This is a genomic window from Planomonospora sp. ID91781 (assembly GCF_015711595.1).
In the GTDB taxonomy this organism is placed as follows: Bacteria; Actinomycetota; Actinomycetes; order Streptosporangiales; family Streptosporangiaceae; genus Planomonospora; species Planomonospora parontospora.
Window position 1 is genome coordinate 3447013 of sequence record NZ_JABTEY010000001.1, and the last position, 16968, is coordinate 3463980.

A 16968-nucleotide genomic window follows, 5' to 3' on the forward strand; every position below is an offset into this window, starting at 1 on the left:
CCCGCCCGGGCCGGGTCAGCCGCCGGAGGGGACCTGGTAGTCCTTGACGATGTCGGCCGTGAACGGCTCCTTGACGACGACCGCGCCGCCCAGGGCCTCCTTGTCCGGCTTGACCACGTAGGACCGCAGGGAGGCGGGCTTGTCGAACACGGTGAAGTCCATGACCCCGCCGTACTGCTCGCCCCAGGCGTTCTGACCGCGGTGCGCGGCGACCACGCCGGCCCGGGTCAGGTCCTTGCCCTCGCAGGCCTTCTTGAGCGCGTCGACCACGATGCCCGCGGCGGTGTAGCCCGCGGAGACGCCGCTGTCGACGGCGTCGCCCGGGTACTTGGCCTTGTAGTCCTCGCCGAGCTTCTTGATGGCGGGCAGGTCCGAGCTCATCGGGGCGCCCGCGGTCACGTACTCGAAGGCGGCCAGCAGCGCCGGGCCCGCCGGGGTGGGCAGCAGCTGCGGGGAGTAGGCCGAGTTGCTGCCGAGGAACGGCACCTTCATCCCGCCGGCCAGGGCGACGCCGACGAGGGAGGCGGTCTGCCGGGGGCCGACGGAGACGAGGATCGCCTTGACCCCGGCCTTCTTGAACGCCGCGACCTGGGCGGTCATGTCCTGGTCGGTCGCCTTGATCTTCTGCTCCACGAGCTTCAGGCCGAGCTTGTCGGCGGCGAACTTGGAGCCGTTGAGCGCGGTCTCGCCGTAGTCGCCCTCGAAGTACAGGTGCCCGATGGAGTCGCCGGACTTGACGCCCTTCTCCTTCACCAGGTATTCGACACCGTTGATCATGTCGATGTCGTAGGTGGTCCCGGTGACCTGGATCGGCTTGCTGCCGAGCAGATGGGTGGCCCACGCCTGCGGGATGGTGAGCATCTGGTCGGTCTCGATGCGCTGCTTGACCGCGTTGACCATGGGGGAGCCGACGACGTGGGCGAGCGCGACCGACTTCGGGCCGATCTCGGTGTAGGCGGCCACGGCCTTCTGCACGTCGTAGCCGTGGTCGCGGACGATCGACTCCAGCTTCCGGCCGCAGATGCCGCCGGCCTGGTTGACCTGCTCGAAGTAGAGCTGCTGGGCGTTGGTCAGGCTCTTGCCGAACGAGGCGTAGGGGCCGGTCAGGTCGGTGATCATGCCGATCGTGATGGCGTCGGCGGTCACGCCCGGTCCGGTCTTCACCCCGTCGGCGGAGGCGGCGGCGCCGCCCCCGCCTCCGCCGGTGGCCTTCTCGCTGGCGCACGCGGTGACGGCCAGCGCCAGGACCGCCGCGGCGGCGAGTCCTCGGGTGCTCCGTGGGATTCTCATGTCAGTTCCTCGTCTCGGGGGTGGGCGTGAGAGCGTGCTTGACGGGCGCGGCGGGCGCCGCGCGCCGGGCGAGGCGGAGGCGGGCCTTGGTGAACAGGCCGAACAGCCCGCCGGGCAGGAAGAGGACCACGACGACGACGGCGAGGCCGTACAGGATCTGGGCGGCCTCCGCGGCCCCGATCCCCTCCTGGCCGGTGGGCGCGACCAGGGGCAGCGCGTCGCTGTAGCGGGTGAACAGCGAGGGCAGCATGGACACGAAGAACGCGCCGATCACCGCTCCCGCGACCGAGCCCAGCCCGCCGATGATGATCATCGCGAGGTAGGACAGGGCCAGGATGAGGCCGAAGTAGTCCGGTACGGTCTGCCGGAAGACCAGGGCGATCAGCACGCCGGCGAGCCCGCCGTACATCGACGAGAGCACGAACACGCCGGCGCGGTAGCGGGTCACCGGGACGCCCATCACCCCGGCGGCGATCTCGTGGTCGCGGATGGTGTTCATGGCCCGCCCCGGGCGGCCCCGCAGCACGCCGCGGGCGAACAGCCCCGCGCCGACCAGCAGGACGACGCCGAGGAACCAGAGCCGCTCCAGCGCGCCGAACGGCACCCCGGCGATCACCAGGGGCTCCGGCGTGTCGGTGAAGGCGAACCCGAACAGCTCCATCGGCGGCACCGGCCGGCCGTTGTGGCCGCCGGTCACCGGGGTGGCGTTGGACATCGCGAAGTGGCCGATGAAGATCAGCGCCAGGGTGGCGATGCCGAGGTAGGCGCCCTTGAGGCGGCCGGCGATGGGGCTGAACAGGCCGCCCGCGACGCCCGCCAGCAGCACCGCGAGCACCGCCGCCAGGGGGGCGGGCAGGCCCAGCCCGTCCAGCTCGCCGTCGCCCGAGGGCGCGGAGGCGAAGTAGACGTAGCCGAAGGCGCCGACCGCCAGGAAGAACGCGTGGCCCATGGAGAGCTGGCCGGTGGCGCCGGTCAGCAGGTTGAGGCCGATGGCGCCGATCGCCGCCGCCATCGCGAAGAGGCCGTCCTGCAGCCAGATGCCGTCCAGGTAGAACGGCGCGACGACGACGCCGGCGGCCACCAGGACCCACCAGAGGGGGGTGACGATCCTAGACACGGGCCAGCTCCTTCGTCCCGAACAGCCCCGCGGGGCGGATGAGCAGGACGATGACCATCACCAGGAAGGGGGCGACGTCGCCGAGGCCCCGGCCCAGGAAGGACAGCTCCTCCTGGTAGCCGCCGACCAGCGACTCGGTGACGCCGATGATGAACCCGCCGGCGAGCGCGCCGCCGGTGGAGTCCAGGCCGCCGAGGATCGCCGCGGGGAAGGCCTTCATCGCCACGGCGGTCACGTTGCGGTCCAGGCCGGGCGTGGGGAAGACGCACATGAACAGTGCGGCGACGGCGGCGAGCGCCCCGGCGACCGCCCAGGCCCCCATCGAGACCCGGCCGCGCCGCACGCCCATCAGGGCGGCGGTCTCGGAGTCCTCCGCGGTGGCGCGCATCGCCACCCCCCAGCTGGTGTACTTGAACGCCAGCAGGAACGCCGTGATCACGACGGCCGCCGCGACGAGCGCGGCGATCCGGGTGGCCGGGACGTTGACCGACCCCAGCTGCAGGACGTCGCTGCCCCACGGGTCGCCGAGCGCGAGCACCTCGGTGCCGATCTGCCGGGTCAGCTCGGTGACCAGGATCAGGTCGACGCCGATCGTCACGATCGCCAGCACGCTGTGCGACAGGACGTTCGCCCGGCGGATGACCGCGAACTCGATCAGGGCGCCCAGGGCGGCCGCCCCGGCGACGCCGAGCAGCAGGGCGGCCCAGAACCCGACCAGCGGGTGCGTCTTGGCTATGACGAAGCCGCCGACCAGCAGCAGCGAGGCGTGCGCGAAGTTCACCACCTCGGTCGCCTTGAAGATGACGACGAAGCCGAGGGCGATCAGCGCGTACACCGCGCCCACCGAGATCCCGCCCACCAGCAGTTCGATGAAAGTGCTCACGAAGCGGCCTCCTCGGTCTCGCTCGTCGCGCCCAGGTACGCCCGGATGACCTCCGGGTCGTTCTGGACCTTCTCCGGGGGGCCGTCGGCGATGAGCCTGCCGAAGTCCAGGACCGTCACGGCGTCGGCCAGGCGCATCACCATCCCCATGTCGTGCTCCACGAGCAGGATCGAGATCCCGAGACTCTCGCGGACGGCCGTGATCAGCTCGGCCATGTCGCGCCGCTCGCCGCCGTTCATGCCGGCCACCGGCTCGTCGAGCATCAGCAGCCTGGGCTCCATGCACAGCGCCCGGGCCAGCTCGACGCGCTTCTGCACGCCGTACGGCAGCAGGCCCACGGGCACGTCCAGGCGCTCGGTGAGGCCCACGAACGCGGCGATCTCCTCCACCCGGGCGTTGTGCCGGGCGGCCTCCCGGCGGGCGGACGGCAGGCGCAGCCCGGCCGAGACGAATCCGGCGCGGGTCAGCCGGTGGCGCCCGAGCATCAGGTTGTCGCGCACCGACAGGTGCGGCGAGAGCGCGATGTTCTGGAAGGTGCGGGCCAGGCCCAGCCCGGCGATGCGGTGGGGGGCCATGGCGGTCAGCTCGGCGTCGCCGAAGCGCACGCTGCCGGAGGTGGCCCGGTAGACGCCCGAAAGGACGTTGAAGCAGGTCGACTTGCCCGCGCCGTTGGGGCCGATGACCGCGTGCACGCTGCCCGGCTCGACGTTGAAGCCGACCGCGTCGAGCGCGGTGAGCCCGGCGAAGCGCACGGTGACGTCGCGGACCTCCAGCCGGGGGACGGAGGTCATACCGTCCGGTTGGTATGTGTCGCTCATGCGGACCGCCCGGGGGGTGCCGTGGAGGGGGACGCGGAGGAAAGCGCGGAGGGGGACGCTGAGAGAGGCGCGGAGGGGGGCCGGGTCATGCCGACCACCTGCTCAGCGCCGGACGCCGGACGGCCGCGCCGTCCGGGCGGACCGGCGGGTCCCCGGCGTCCCCGCCGACGCCCAGGTAGCGGCGGCGCACCTCGTCGCTGGCGGCGAGTTCGGCGGCCGGGCCGGACAGGGCGATCTCGCCGACCTCCAGCACGTAGGCGTGGGAGGCCAGGGACAGGGCCATGGCGGCGTTCTGCTCCACCAGGAGCACCGTCGTGCCCTGGGCGTTGATCTCCCGCACGGTCTCGGCGATCCGGGCCGCCATCAGCGGCGCCAGGCCGAGCGTGGGCTCGTCGAGCAGGAGCACCTCCGGGCAGGCCATCATCGCCCGGCCCATGGCGAGCATCTGCTGCTCGCCGCCGGACAGCAGGCCGGCGCGCTGGCGGGCCCGTTCGGCGAGCACCGGGAAGAGCTCCAGCACGCGCTCCCTGGCCTCGGCGGCGGACCTGCGGTCCCGCGCCCCGAGCGCGCCGGCCCGCAGGTTCTCCTCCACGGTCATCCGTGCGAAGACCCTGCGGCCCTCGGGGACCTGCACGACACCGCGTGCGACGACGGCCGAGGTGGCCGCGCCGGACAGCTTCACACCGTCAAGGGTCACCTCGCCCGAGGTGATCCCGCCGCGCTGGAAGCGGAGCGTTCCCGAGACGGCGCGCAGCAGTGTGGACTTGCCCGCGCCGTTGCCGCCGAGCACCGTCACGACCGCCCCGCGCGGCACGTCCAGGGAGATCCCGCGCAGGGCCGTCACGGGCCCGTAGTTCACCGCCAGATCCCTGACCGAGAGCCCGGAGGCTCCGGGCGGCCGGGGGTCGTGGACGTTCATATGCATGCCTCCTGACAACCGATGAACGCACCCAACCCACGCCGTCCGGCGGCGTCCAGAGGGCCGGGTGAAGTCGGGGCGGCCGCCCACGGAGGGCCGGTGCGGGTTGTGCTCCAGCACAACGCGGGATCACGAAACGAAACAGAATCTTGTTCCGCTCCATGTGCGCTGACACGATGGCCAGATGGGGATCCGGTCCGCCGACGACGACGAGGTGCGCAGGATCATGCGCCTGGCCGCGAGCCGGCTGCTGGAGCGGCTCCCCGAGCTCACCGACGAACTCGTGGCCAGGACCCGCGACACCGACGAGGCCTATCGCAGGATGGTGCCCACCGACGACCACTGGCAGAGCGTGTACGAGGCCATGGAGACGGGCATCGGCGCGATCCTGCTGCCCCGGCCGGAGCGGCGGGACCTGCAGCAGGCGGAGCGCACGGCCCGCCGCCGCGCCGAGCAGGGCCTGCCGATGGACTCGCTGCTGCGCAGCTACCGGGTCTCCGCGCAGGTGATGTGGGACGGCCTGGTCGGGGTCGTCACCGAGGAGGAGCCCGACAGCCTCCCGGTGCTCATCCGCAGCGCCACCAAGGTCTGGAACGCCGTCGACCGGCAGGCCGTCGCGGCCGCCGAGTCCTACCGCAGGAGGGAGGCCGAGATGTTCGGCCGCACCGCCGAGCGGATCCAGGCACTGCTCGACGCCCTCCTGGAGGACCGGGCCGACGCCGCGCTGGTCCGCAGCGCCGCCGCGGCGCTGGACCTGCCGGAGCTCGGCCGCTACGCGGTCGTCATCACCCGGCTGCCCGGTCGCGGCGGCCACGCCGACGACGGCTCCCGCCCGGCGGGGCTGGGGGGCGTCCGGCTGCTGTGGCGGATGCGTCCCGACTACGAGGTGGCCGTCGCCCTCCTGCACGACGAGGGCGTGGAGGAGCTGACCGAGGCCCTGCGCCCGCACGTCCTCGGCTGCGCCGGGATCAGCCCGGTGGTCGAGGGCCTGGCCGAGCTCGCCCAGGCCCGCAGGCTCGCCGAACTCGCCCTGCGGACCTGCACGGGGGAGGGCCCCGAGATCGCCAGGCTGGAGGACCGGCTCCCCGCCGCGCTGGTGGTCAGCCAGCCCGAGCTCGCCGGCCACCTCAGCGCCGCGGTGCTCCGGCCCGTCCTGGCCCTGGACCCGGCCGACCGCGAGGTGCTGCTCGGCACCCTGGAGGCGTGGCTGCGCTGCGAGGGGTCGGCGATGCGCGCCGCCGGGCAGCTCTACTGCCACCGCAACACCGTCTTCAACCGCATCCGCAGGATCGAGCAGCTCACCGGCCGTTCACTGGCCAGGCCGCTGGACATCGTCGAACTGGCCCTGGCCCTGGACGCGGTCCGGCTGCTCCCGGTCGTCTGAGGTTTGCCGCCGCGGGCGCTTAGCCGTGAGCGAGGCGGGGCAGTGTAAGGGGATACCCCCCGAGCGAGGCTGAAACCGAGGTGGTGCCAATGCTGATCGGCAGGATACTCCAGGGCAAGGGAACCAGCGTGGCGACCGTCCATCCGGACACGACCGTCACCCAGCTGCTGGGCGTCCTGGCGGACAACAACATCGGCGCCGCGGTGGTCTCCCCGGACGGCTCGTCGATCGCGGGCATCGTCTCCGAGCGCGACATCGTCCGGCGGCTCCACGACCGCGGCGCGCAGGTGCTCGACGGGCCCGTGTCGGCCATCATGACGACCGAGGTGCGCACCTGCTCCCCGGAGGACAACGCCGACGACCTCCGCCGGACCATGACCGACCACCGCATCCGGCACATCCCGGTGGTCTCCGGGGGCCGGATGGTGGGGCTGGTCAGCATCGGCGACGTGGTCAAGAGCAGCATCGACGAGCTCGAGACGGAGAAGGCCTCCCTGGTCGACTACCTGCACCGCCGGTCGTAGGGCGCCCGACGCCCGGTTCGGGAGGCGTACGGCGCGGCGGGACCGGGACCCGCCCGCGGGTGCGGGCCCGGGGGTTCAGCTCTCGAGGCCTTCGAAGCCTCCGAGGCGCACCCGGTGGTGCGCCCAGCGGGCCAGCAGCGCGTCGTCGTGGCTGACGGCGAGCACGCCCGCCCCGCTGCGCTCCCGGTAGGCCTCGACGACCGCGACCAGGTGCGCCTGGGTGGAGGCGTCCAGCATGGTGGTCATCTCGTCGCAGACCAGATAGCGCGGCTCCAGGGAGAGCGCCCGCGCCACGCACGCCCGCTGCAGCTGCCCGTCGGACACCTCGTGCGGGCGGCGGCCGAGCAGGTCGCCGGTGAGACCCGCCTCGGCGGCCAGCGCGGCCACCCGGCCGGGGTCCGCCCGGCCCGCCGCGGCCAGTGGTTCGGCGATGATCTCGGTCAGGGTCAGGCGCGGGTCCACCGCCAGGCGCGGCTGCTGGTAGAGCAGGGCGACCGCGGTGCGCAGACCGCGCGGGGCGCGCTGCCGCCAGCGCCGCACGGCCGACCCGTCCACCGTCACCGTGCCGGCGGCGGGCCGGAGCATCAGCGCCAGCACCCGGGCCAGCGTCGACTTGCCGCAGCCGCTGGGACCGGCCAGGCCGGTCACCCGGCCGGGTTCGACGGTGAGCGAGACACCGTCGAGCACGACCTGCCGGCCGTACCGCACGGTGACGTCACGGGCTTCAAGCACGGCGGTCCTCCGGGGCGCGGCGGGCGGCGGCACGGAGCTCAGGCACGGTCGTCCTCCGGGGCGCGGCGGGCGGCACCTCACGCACGGTCGTCCTCCAGGGGATGGTGGCAGGCGACGCCGTCCGCCAGGGGCGGCGGCGCCGTACAGGCCCCGTCCGCCGACGGGCAGCGGGGTGCGAAGGCGCAGCCGTCCGGCAGGCGGGTCAGCTCGGGCGGCATGCCGGGGATCGGGACGAACGCCCGGTCGGGCCGGGCGTTCACCAGCCCCGCGGCGTAGGGGTGGCGGGGCCGGTCCAGCACCCGCCCGGCGGGGCCGGTCTCGACCAGGCGGCCGGCGTACATCACGGCTAGGTCGTCGGCGACCCGTTCGGCCGCCCGCAGGTCATGGGTGATCAGCAGGACGGCCCGGCCCTCGTCGCACAACCCCCGCAGCGCCGCCATCGCCCGGTCGACCAGCGGCCGGTCCAGCCCGCCGGTCGGCTCGTCGGCCAGGATCAGCCACGGGTCTCCGGCCAGCGCCATCGCGTTGGCCACCCGCTGCGCCATGCCGCCGGACAGCTCGTGCGGATAGCGGTCGAGGTCGGCCGGGTGCAGGCCCTGCCGCAGCGCGAGCTCGTCGGCGCGTTCCCGCGACCGTGCGTGCCCGAGCTCCCGCAGCGCCTCCTCCAACTGCGCCCGCGCGGTGCGCACCGGGGTCAGGTGGGTGGCCGGGCTCTGCGGGATCAGCCCGACCGCCCGTCCGCGCACCCGCCGGGCCAGTACGGCCTCCGGAGCGCCGAGCAGCTCCAGCGGGCCGTCCGCGTGCTCCAGCCGCGCCCGTCCGGCGACCTCGGCGTTGCCGGGCAGCAGCCCGAGCAGCGCGTGGGCGAGCACGGATTTGCCGCAGCCCGACTCGCCCACCAGGGCCAGGCACCGCCCGGGGCGCACCTCGAAGGAGACATCGGTGACCGCCCGCACGGTGGCGCCGGGCAGCCGGAAGGAGACGGTCAGCCCCTCCACCCTGAGCCGGTTCCCCCCGGCCGCGGCGGGACCGCCCGCGGGGGAGCCCCCGGCCGCGGCGGGTCCGTCCACCGGAGAGTCCCCGTCCGGGACGGGTCCGTCCGCCGAGGGGTCCCCGCCCGGGGACGGCCCGGCCGCCCCGGGACTCCAGGCCGTCAGGGGTCCGCCCGGTGGGAGGTCCTCGCCGGGGGAGACGCTCGTGCTCAAAGGGACAGCTCCGATCGCAGCCGGGGGGTGAGCCGGTCGCGCCAGTGCTGGGCGAGCACGCCCAGCGCCAGCGTCGGCACCAGGACGAACAGGCCGGGCACCAGGCTGGACCACCAGTCTCCGGCGAGCAGGGACCGCTGGCCGTCGTTGATCATGTTGCCCAGCGAGGCCAGGTGCGGGGGGAGGCCGAGGCCGAGGAAGCTCAGCGCGGTCTCGTGCCAGACCGCGTGCGGGACCATCAGCACCGCGGCCAGCAGCAGATGCGGCGCCAGGTGGGGCAGCAGGTGGCGGCGGACCACCCGGGACCGGCTCGCGCCGCCGGAGATCGCCGCCTCCACGAAGGGCCGCGAGCGCAGCGAGAGCACCTCGGAGCGGACGATCCGGGCCGCCGTCGTCCAGTGCGTGACGCCCACCGAGACGACCACCGCGACCGGGCTCGGGGCGAACAGGGCCACGATGAAGATGCCGAGCAGCAGGTGCGGCACCGAGGTGAAGCCGTCGACGAGCCGCATCAGCAGGCGGTCGGGCATGCCTCCGAGGCTGCCCGCGGCCAGCCCCACGAGGCCGCCGACGACCATGCTCGCCGATGCGGCCACCAGGCCCACCAGGAAGGACACCCGCAGGCCGTAGACCGAGCGGAGCAGCACGTCCCGGCCGACCTGGTCGGTGCCCAGCGGATGCGCGAGGGAGGGCGGCAGCCCCGCCGAGCGCAGGTCCACCAGCTGCTGGTCGAGCTGGGCCAGCGGGGGGACGAGCAGGACGGCCAGGCCCAGGGCCGCCAGGGCGGCCGCGGCGGCGCGCACCGGCCACCGGGATCCGGACCGGGGACGCGGGGATCCGGGCCGGCGCCGCCGACGCGGCCGGGCCGGGGACGACGCCGAGGGCTCGGGCGGCGCCGGATCCGGGGTCCGCGCCGGAGGGGCCGGTGACGGCGGGGGGACGGCGGTGGTCATGTCAGCCCACTCCCAGGGTGCGCACGCGGGGATCGGCGATCGTGTAGGCGATGTCGGCGAGGAGGTTGCCGCCCACCACGGCCAGGGTGCCCAGCAGGGTGAGCGCGGCGAGCAGCGGGAAGTCCACGGCGAGGGCCGCCTGCACCGAGGCCGAGGCGACGCCCGGCCAGGAGAAGACGGTCTCCACCAGGATCGCGCCGGTGACCAGCTCCGGGATCCGCGCGCCCAGGAGGGTGAGGAAGGGCAGCAGCGCCGAGCGGAGCGCGTGCCGGACGAGCACCGTCCGCTCCCGCAGGCCGCGGGCGCGGGCGCCGGTGACGAAGTCCTCCCGCAGGACGCCGACGACCGACTCGCGGACGTACAGCACGAGCCAGGACGACTGGGAGACCGCCAGCACCGTGACGGGGAGCACCATGTGCGCGGCCAGGTCGCCGAACTCCACGGTGGCGGAGGCGGCGTCGGTCAGGCCGCCGGCCGGCAGCCAGCCCAGCCGCACCGAGAAGACCGAGATCGCCAGGAGGCCGAGCCAGAACACCGGGGCCGCCTCGTTCGCCAGCGCGCCCCCGGTGATGAGCCGGTCCAGCAGGGAGCCGCGCCGCCGGGCGGCGACCGTCCCGGCGACGAGGCTCCCGGCCAGCATCAGCACGATCGCCGCCGAGGTGGCGAGCAGCGTCCACGGCAGCCGCTCGGCGATCACCTGGCCGACCGGCAGGTGCAGCGACCGCGAGTCGCCCAGGTCGCCCCGGAGGAGGTTGCCGAGCCACGTGGCGTACTGCTCCAGGACCGGCCGGTCGAGGCCCCAGTTCGCCCGGATCCGCTCGGCCACGGCCGGGTCGGTGACCACCGCCCGGTCCCCGAGGTACTGCCGGACCGGGTCGAAGGGGGAGGCCTTGGCCAGGGCGAACATGCCGGCCGTCACCGCCAGCAGCAGCGGTGCGGCGAACGCCGCCCGCCAGGCCACCATGCGGGCGATCGCGCGGCCGAGCCCGTCGGACGGGCGGCGGGGCGGGCGCGTGCCGGGGGCCGCCCGCTTCACGCCGCCGCTCTCGGGACCGGTCTCGGGGCCGGTGGGCATGCCGGGAGTCGCGGGGCCGAGGCCCGGCCGGCCGCGGTCCGGGGCGGGGAGCGCGCCGCCGGTGTCCGGTGCGGGTCTCATGCGGCCGGCTTCCAGGTGTGGATGTCGCGGAACAGGCCGCCGGTGGCGTGCTCGTGGGCGTCCACGCCGGGCCGTACGCCCTCGTATGAGCCGCGGACGACGTAGACGTGCTTGAGGAAGACCAGGTAGGTCCAGACCTCCTCGTCATGGACGATCTTCTGGAAGTCCAGGTAGGCCTGCCGCCGGACCGCCGGGTCCCCGGACCGCCGCCCGGTCTCCAGAAGCCGGTCCACCTCGGGGTCGTCGTAGCCGCCCGGGTTGAAGAAGCCCCGGCGCGCATAAGAGCTGTGGAACAGCTCGTAGTTGACGTAGTCGGGATCGTACGGGCTGCCGTATCCCATGATCAGGGCGTCGGTGGACATGCGCGGCTCGATCGCGTCCCAGTCGAGCCCTGCGAGCCGGACGTCCACCCCGATCGCCCTGGCGTCGGAGGCCACCGCCAGCGCCAGCTCCTTGCGCAGGGAGTCGCCCGCCGGATACATCAGCGTGAACGCGGCGCGGACCCCGTCCTTGACCCGGACGCCGTCCTCGCCGGGGGCCCAGCCGTCCTCCTGCAGGAGCCGGCGCGCGGCCTCGGGGTCACCTGCCGGGGCACCGGTCACCGCCGGGTTGTGCCAGGTGGTGTCGGGGGAGACGGGACCGAAGGCGGGGGCGCCCGCTCCGGCGAGGACGACGTCCACCATCGCCTGGCGGTCGACGGCCAGGCCGAGCGCGCGGCGGACCGTCCGGTCGCCGGTGACCGGACGGCCGAGGGGGAACATGATGCCCCGGTAGTCGGCACTGGGCACCTTGTGCACCGTGATGCCCGGCTGCCCCTCGAACCGGGCGGCGGCCTTGGGCGGCAGGATCGCGGCGTCGAACTCCCCGGCGGACATCCGCGTCGCGCGGACGTTGTCGTCCTCGGCGAAGGCCAGCACCAGCCGGGCGAGGGCGGGCGGGCCCGTCCGGTAGTCCCGGTTCGCCTCCAGCACGATCTTGTCCCCGGGCGTCCGGGAGACGAACCGGTAAGGTCCCGAGCCGACGGGCCGGTCGCCGGTCAGCGGATCGCCGGCGGGCACGATGCCCAGGGTGGCGCGCTGGGCCAGCGGGGCGTAGGGGTGGGCGAGAGTGAACACGACGGTCCGCGGATCGGGGGCGTCCACCTTCTCGATCGCGGCGTAGTCGCCCCGGATCGGGGAGCTGTTGGCCTCGTCCAGCACGGCCTCGTAGGTGTATTCGACGTCGGCGCCGGTCACGGGCCTGCCGTCGTGGAACCTCAGTCCGTCGCGGAGGGTGAAGGAGACGGTCAGGCCGTCCGCCGAGACGGTCGGCGGGGCGGCGGCGGCCGCGGGGGTGAGCGACAGGTCGGTCCCCCGGCTCATCAGCCCCTCGTAGATGAGGGAACCTCCGTCGGGGGCGTAGCCCATCACCGGACTGAGGGTGTCGAACTCGGAGCCGAGGCCGATCACGAAGGTGCCGTCGGAGGGCGCGGCCGGACCGGCGGAGGGGGCCGAGCAGGCGCCGGCCAGCAGGCCGGACGTCACGAACAGGGCGGCCAGGCGCCGGGCCAGCCTCATGTATCCCTCCCGGGGTCGGTGGAGCGCCCCGACAGTAGCCTTGTTGCGAATCACTTGCAACTGAGAGATGGATGCACGAGGCCGCCGTGCGTAGACTGGCCGGACGCGACGCCCGGGAGGCCCGTTTGAAGCTCAAGCTGGATCTGCACCCCATCTACAACAGGGGCGGGGAGATCGACAAAGCGCTGCGGGGGATCATCGACGAGGCCATCAGGAAGCGGGCGACCGAGGTCGAGATCATCCCCGGGAAGGGCTCGGGCCAGCTCAAGAAGAAGGTCCTGCGCTTCCTGGACCAGAAGGAGATCAAGGCCCTGTACCACCGCATCGACAAGGACGCCAAGAACCACGGCCGCCTGTTCGTCTACTTCCGGCACAAGTAGGGTCCCCGGTGACCGGTACCTCGCAGCCGGTGCCGGTCACCGACCGGAACGCGCCGCGAGCCGCAGCCGCCCGGGCGGAAGCGGTCCCGGAGGGCCCGCCGGCCCTGGCCCGATCGTCGCGTCCGGTGCTCACACGGGGCGGCGCCGCAGGTGCTCGGCGGCCAGCAACTCCCGTCCGCGCACGTCGGAGACGAGTTCGGGGTCGATGGTCTCGCCTCGCCGGAGCACACTGACGGCGCCGGTCCGTTCGAGGATCACGACCGCGACGTCGTCGTATCGGTGGACGGCCGCGAGCCGCAGCTTCTGCCGCAGCTCGTCCTCGACGATCTGGGCCTTGCGCAGGTTGTCGTGCAGGACGGTGCCGTTGACCATGAGCAGCAGCGGAAGGGTGTTCAGCGAGTGGTCCAGCCGCCTGTTGCGGCGGATGAGCCCGAACGTCGTCTGCAGGGCGAAGAGGGTGACCATGCCGAGCAGACCGGCGGGCAGGGTGGGGGAGGGACCCAGGGCGGTGCGGCCCATGACCGCGCCGAGTGCGATCAGGGCGGCGAAGTCGAAGCTCGACATGGCCGACAGCGCCCGCTGCCCGACGAGTTTGACGAGGACGAGGAAGGCCACGTAGACGCAGACGGTGGACACGACGACCGTGATCGCCTCTGTCCGGGTCAGTTCCAACCACATCGCTCGGCTCTCCTGCCGTCACGCTCGATCACCGTCTCCGCCGAGACGGGCGTGCTCCGCGAACCGGATGTGGATTCCCACCGGCGGGTAACGGCAGACGCCGGACACGGGCGGGATGTCGCCATGCGCCTTCCGGCAGGGAGCGGCGGGCCCGGGACGGTCCGCGAGGCGGCGCGCGGCCCGTCACCTCAGCGCTTGCGGAAGGTCCGCGCCTCCTCGGCCGCGGCGAGCACGGCCTCCAGCGAGCCGCCCGCGCTCGCCGCGACGGCCGCCGCGATCGCGCCCTCCACGAACGGCACGTCGGCGACCACGATCCCGGGCCCTTCGAACAGCCGGGCGGTCAGCACCGAGCCGCCCAGGTCGGGGATGAGGAGCACCCCGTCGCCCTCGTCGGCCCGCTCGATCGCCGCCGCGACCAGGTCGGTGCTGGTGCCCAGCCCGCCGTCCTCGGTGCCCCCGGCCGGCACCGGTGGGGAACCGGCGCCGCAGATCCCCGCCGCCAGCGCCGCGACCTCGGCGGCCAGCGGCCCGCTGTGGGAGACCAGCACGATGCCTACCAACGTGCGGCCACCGTACGGAGCGCCTCCACCAGGAGCGCGGCCGAGGCGGCGCCCGGGTCCTCGTGGCCGATGCTGCGCGGCCCGAGGTAACTGGCCCGGCCCTTGCGCGCCTGCATCGGGACGGTCGCCTCCGCCCCGCCCCTCGCCGCGGCCGCCGCGGTGTCCAGCGCCTCCCGGACGTCCCGCCCCTCCCGTACGGCCTGCGCCAGCGCCCTGACCGCCGGGGCGAGCGCATCGACCATGGTCTTGTCCCCCTCCGCCGCCGACCCCAGCCTCCGCACCCCGTCCACGGCGGCCTCCAACGCGCCGGCGAGAGCACCGGGGGAGACCCCGGGCTCCTCGCCCAGCGCCCTGCCCGCCTCCCGGAAGGCCGTGCCGTACAGCGGGCCGGAGGCTCCGCCGACCCTGCGGATGAGCGTGCCCCCCACCAGGACGAGCAGCGCCCCGGGAGTCGCGGGCCGGTGGTCGGCCAGGGCCTGGACGGCGGCGGTGAGGCCCCGGTCGAGGTTCGTCCCGTGGTCGCCGTCGCCGATCGCGGTGTCGAGCCGGGTGAGCCGGTCCTTCCCGGCCAGGACGGAGCGGGCGGCCTCCTCGACCCAGGCGGCGAAGAACCCCGCGTCGAGCACCGCCCCCTGCGCCCTCGGTGCCGCTGAGCCTCCCGGTGTCCCCGGCGGCTCCGGCGTCCCCGGGCTTTCCGGTGTCCCCGGTGTTCCGGGAGGTTCCGGGGCCATCAGCGCCCCCAGCGCAGGGCGGGGGTCTCGACCGGGGCGTCCCAGAGCCGGGTGAGCTCCTCGGTGAGCCGGCAGACCGTGACGGAGAAGCCCTGCATGTCCAGGCTGGTCACGTAGTTCCCGACGAGGCTGCGGGCGACCCGCGCGCCTCTGCCCGCCAACTGGCCCACGACCTCGGCGAAGGCGATGTGGAGCTCGATCAGCGGGGTCGCGCCCATGCCGTTCAACAGGACGAGGACGTCACCGGAGACCGGCATGTCCGCGCAGATCGCGTCCAGCGCGACGGAGACCAGGCCCCGGGCGTCGCGTACGGCCTCGCGGGAGCGGCCGGGCTCGCCGTGGATGCCGACGCCGAACTCGGCCTCGGTCTCGCCCAGGTCGAAGGAGGGCCCGCCCGCCGCGGGTACGGTGCAGGCGCTCAGCGCGACGCCGAAGGAGCGGCTCCGCCCGACGACCTCGCGGGCGACCCGGGTCACCTCGGCGAGCGGGGCGCCGGTCTCGGCCAGCGCCCCGGCGACCTTCTCCACGAAGAGCGTCGCCCCGGTGCCCCGGCGGCCCGCCGTGTGCAGCGAGTCGCGCACCGCCACGTCGTCGTCCACGAGCACGCTCGCCACCTCCACGCCCTCCTCGGCGCAGAGCTCGGCGGCCATCCGGAAGTTGAGCACGTCCCCGGTGTAGTTCTTCACCACGTGCAGCACCCCGGCGCCGCCGTCCGCGGCCGTGCTGGCCTGGACCACCTGGTCGGGGACCGGGGAGGTGAAGACCTCGCCGGGGCAGGCCGCGTCGAGCATGCCGTACCCGACGAAGCCGCCGTGCAGCGGCTCATGTCCGGAGCCGCCGCCGGAGACCAGCCCGACCTTGCCGGGGCGCGGTCCCGAGGCGCGCAGGACGATCCGGTTCTCCAGGTCCACCCGGAGTTGCGGATGCGCGGCGGCGAGCCCGCGCAGCGCGTCCGGGACGACCGTCCCGGTGTCGTTGATGAGCTTCTTCACATTCAGAACATCTCCCCTCCGCGGGGCGGGGGCAAGCGTGATCGGCCGGTCGCTCCCGCCGCCCCGCCGCCCCGCCGCCGTGTCATGGACGTCGTCCGTGTACCGGTGGCGGCCCGGTGGCGGCCGTGTGGTTGGGTGGCGGATGTGATCGTCGGGGAGGTGCTCGGGCTGGCCGGGGTGGGGGTGCTGGCCGGTGTGGTCAGCACGGTGGTGAGCCTGGCGTCCGTGATCTCCTATCCGGCGCTGCTGGCGTTCGGCCTGTCCCCGCTGAGCGCGAACGTCACCAACACCGTGGCGCTCGTCTTCACCGGCCTGGGGGCGGCGGCCGGGTCGCGGCCCGAGCTCGCGGGCCAGGGCGGACGGGTGCTGCGCCTGGGGTGGGTCACCGCGCTGGGCGGGGCGGCGGGCGCCGCGCTGCTGCTGACGACCCCGCCCCGGGCCTTCGAGGCGGTCGCGCCCTGGCTCATCGCGGGCGCCTCCCTCCTGCTGCTCCGCCCGCCGCGGGCAGGCGGGCCGCGTGAGCGGGACGGATCGGACGGACCGGGCACGCCTGCCGGATCGGGCGGGGGCGGCACGGGGAGCGGGGACGGGGGATCCGGCGGGGACGGGGGATCCGGCGAGGGCGGCGGACCCGGCGGGGACGCGGTGGCGGAGCACGGCCGGGCCGCGCGGATGGCGCTGTTCGCGGTCGCGGTCTACGTCGGCTACTTCGGGGCGGCCGGGGGGATCCTCATGTTCGCGGTGCTCAGCACCGTGCTCCACCAGTCCGCGGTCAAGGTCAACGCCGTCAAGAACGTGGTCTCCGCACTCGCCAACGCGGTGGCCGCCCTCGGGTTCGCGCTCTTCGGGCCGGTCCAGTGGGCGGCCGCCGTACCGCTCGCCGCCGGCTTCCTGGCCGGCGGCTGGATCGGCCCGGCGGTCGCCCGGCGGCTGCCCGGGCAGTCGCTCCGGTTCGTCGCCGCCGCCTGCGGCCTGGTCGTCGCGGTCAAGCTCGGTGTGGAGACCTACCGGGTCTGAGTCCCCGGAACGGATGTCGGGTTCCGATCCGCACCGAATGGACATTTCCTCTCATTTCTACTTATTTTTAATT

Annotated in this window: 18 protein-coding genes; 4 read left to right on the forward strand and 14 right to left on the reverse strand. The window is 74.3% G+C overall.

The window, feature by feature from the left end; all coding sequences use genetic code 11:
• Positions 1-15: 15 nt before the first annotated feature.
• The 5 genes from HS048_RS15655 to HS048_RS15675 all read right to left on the reverse strand — a co-directional run bounded on the left by HS048_RS15655 (position 16) and on the right by HS048_RS15675 (position 5027).
• A complete protein-coding gene (locus tag HS048_RS15655) occupies positions 16-1290 on the reverse strand; it encodes an ABC transporter substrate-binding protein (RefSeq protein WP_068894067.1) in 1275 nt (424 codons plus the stop codon).
• 1 nt (position 1291) lies between these two features.
• Positions 1292-2407, reverse strand: a complete 1116-nt coding sequence (locus HS048_RS15660) for a branched-chain amino acid ABC transporter permease (protein WP_307832490.1) — start codon at positions 2405-2407, stop codon at positions 1292-1294.
• Positions 2400-3290, reverse strand: a complete 891-nt coding sequence (locus tag HS048_RS15665; protein WP_196467308.1) for a branched-chain amino acid ABC transporter permease — start codon at positions 3288-3290, stop codon at positions 2400-2402. Before HS048_RS15665 ends, HS048_RS15660 begins: the two co-directional genes overlap by 8 nt.
• Positions 3287-4081, reverse strand: a complete 795-nt coding sequence (locus HS048_RS15670) for an ABC transporter ATP-binding protein (protein ID WP_068894064.1) — start codon at positions 4079-4081, stop codon at positions 3287-3289. The genes HS048_RS15665 and HS048_RS15670 overlap by 4 nt, the downstream gene beginning before the upstream one ends.
• A gap of 112 nt (positions 4082-4193) precedes the next feature.
• On the reverse strand, positions 4194-5027 hold the full coding sequence (locus HS048_RS15675) for an ABC transporter ATP-binding protein (RefSeq protein WP_191893290.1): 834 nt from the start codon (positions 5025-5027) through the stop codon (positions 4194-4196).
• Between the two features lie 184 nt (positions 5028-5211).
• Between HS048_RS15675 and HS048_RS15680 the strand changes: the two genes are divergently transcribed.
• Together HS048_RS15680 and HS048_RS15685 are read left to right on the forward strand one after the other, a co-directional pair.
• Positions 5212-6411 carry a CdaR family transcriptional regulator gene (locus HS048_RS15680; protein ID WP_196467310.1) on the forward strand — a complete coding sequence of 400 codons (1200 nt, stop codon included), beginning with the start codon at positions 5212-5214 and terminating at the stop codon, positions 6409-6411.
• 89 nt (positions 6412-6500) lie between these two features.
• Positions 6501-6935: a CBS domain-containing protein gene (locus HS048_RS15685; protein ID WP_068894061.1), complete on the forward strand. Its 435-nt coding sequence runs from the start codon at positions 6501-6503 to the stop codon at positions 6933-6935.
• Between the two features lie 75 nt (positions 6936-7010).
• Here HS048_RS15685 and HS048_RS15690 read toward each other — a convergent pair whose 3' ends face one another.
• The 5 genes from HS048_RS15690 to HS048_RS15710 all read right to left on the reverse strand — a co-directional run bounded on the left by HS048_RS15690 (position 7011) and on the right by HS048_RS15710 (position 12537).
• Entirely contained in the window at positions 7011-7667 is a 657-nt protein-coding gene (locus tag HS048_RS15690; RefSeq protein ID WP_196467311.1) for an ABC transporter ATP-binding protein, read from the reverse strand.
• Between the two features lie 77 nt (positions 7668-7744).
• Positions 7745-8737, reverse strand: coding sequence for an ABC transporter ATP-binding protein (locus HS048_RS15695; protein WP_084007913.1), 993 nt, complete (start codon positions 8735-8737; stop codon positions 7745-7747).
• A 131-nt stretch (positions 8738-8868) separates the two neighbouring features.
• Entirely contained in the window at positions 8869-9675 is an 807-nt protein-coding gene (locus HS048_RS15700; protein WP_068894059.1) for an ABC transporter permease, read from the reverse strand.
• A 151-nt stretch (positions 9676-9826) separates the two neighbouring features.
• Entirely contained in the window at positions 9827-10981 is a 1155-nt protein-coding gene (locus HS048_RS15705) for an ABC transporter permease (RefSeq protein WP_230880839.1), read from the reverse strand.
• Complete coding sequence (locus HS048_RS15710; RefSeq protein WP_196467312.1) at positions 10978-12537, reverse strand: ABC transporter substrate-binding protein; 1560 nt, start codon at positions 12535-12537, stop codon at positions 10978-10980. Before HS048_RS15710 ends, HS048_RS15705 begins: the two co-directional genes overlap by 4 nt.
• 125 nt (positions 12538-12662) lie before the next feature.
• Here HS048_RS15710 and HS048_RS15715 point away from each other — a divergent pair, with 125 nt between their 5' ends.
• Entirely contained in the window at positions 12663-12917 is a 255-nt protein-coding gene (locus HS048_RS15715; protein WP_068894057.1) for a Smr/MutS family protein, read from the forward strand.
• 129 nt (positions 12918-13046) lie between these two features.
• On the opposite strand, the gene HS048_RS15720 is transcribed toward HS048_RS15715, so the two are convergent.
• From HS048_RS15720 to dhaK, 4 genes are all read right to left on the reverse strand, one after another.
• Positions 13047-13595: a DUF421 domain-containing protein gene (locus HS048_RS15720; protein ID WP_068894056.1), complete on the reverse strand. Its 549-nt coding sequence runs from the start codon at positions 13593-13595 to the stop codon at positions 13047-13049.
• A gap of 188 nt (positions 13596-13783) precedes the next feature.
• Positions 13784-14155 carry a PTS-dependent dihydroxyacetone kinase phosphotransferase subunit DhaM gene (locus tag HS048_RS15725; protein WP_196467313.1) on the reverse strand — a complete coding sequence of 124 codons (372 nt, stop codon included), beginning with the start codon at positions 14153-14155 and terminating at the stop codon, positions 13784-13786.
• Complete coding sequence (dhaL, locus tag HS048_RS15730) at positions 14149-14781, reverse strand: dihydroxyacetone kinase subunit DhaL (protein ID WP_307832491.1); 633 nt, start codon at positions 14779-14781, stop codon at positions 14149-14151. The genes HS048_RS15725 and dhaL overlap by 7 nt, the downstream gene beginning before the upstream one ends.
• A gap of 104 nt (positions 14782-14885) precedes the next feature.
• Positions 14886-15878, reverse strand: a complete 993-nt coding sequence (dhaK, locus tag HS048_RS15735) for a dihydroxyacetone kinase subunit DhaK (protein WP_196467315.1) — start codon at positions 15876-15878, stop codon at positions 14886-14888.
• 144 nt (positions 15879-16022) lie between these two features.
• Between dhaK and HS048_RS15740 the strand changes: the two genes are divergently transcribed.
• A complete protein-coding gene (locus HS048_RS15740) occupies positions 16023-16895 on the forward strand; it encodes a sulfite exporter TauE/SafE family protein (RefSeq protein WP_307832492.1) in 873 nt (290 codons plus the stop codon).
• Positions 16896-16968: the final 73 nt, after the last annotated feature.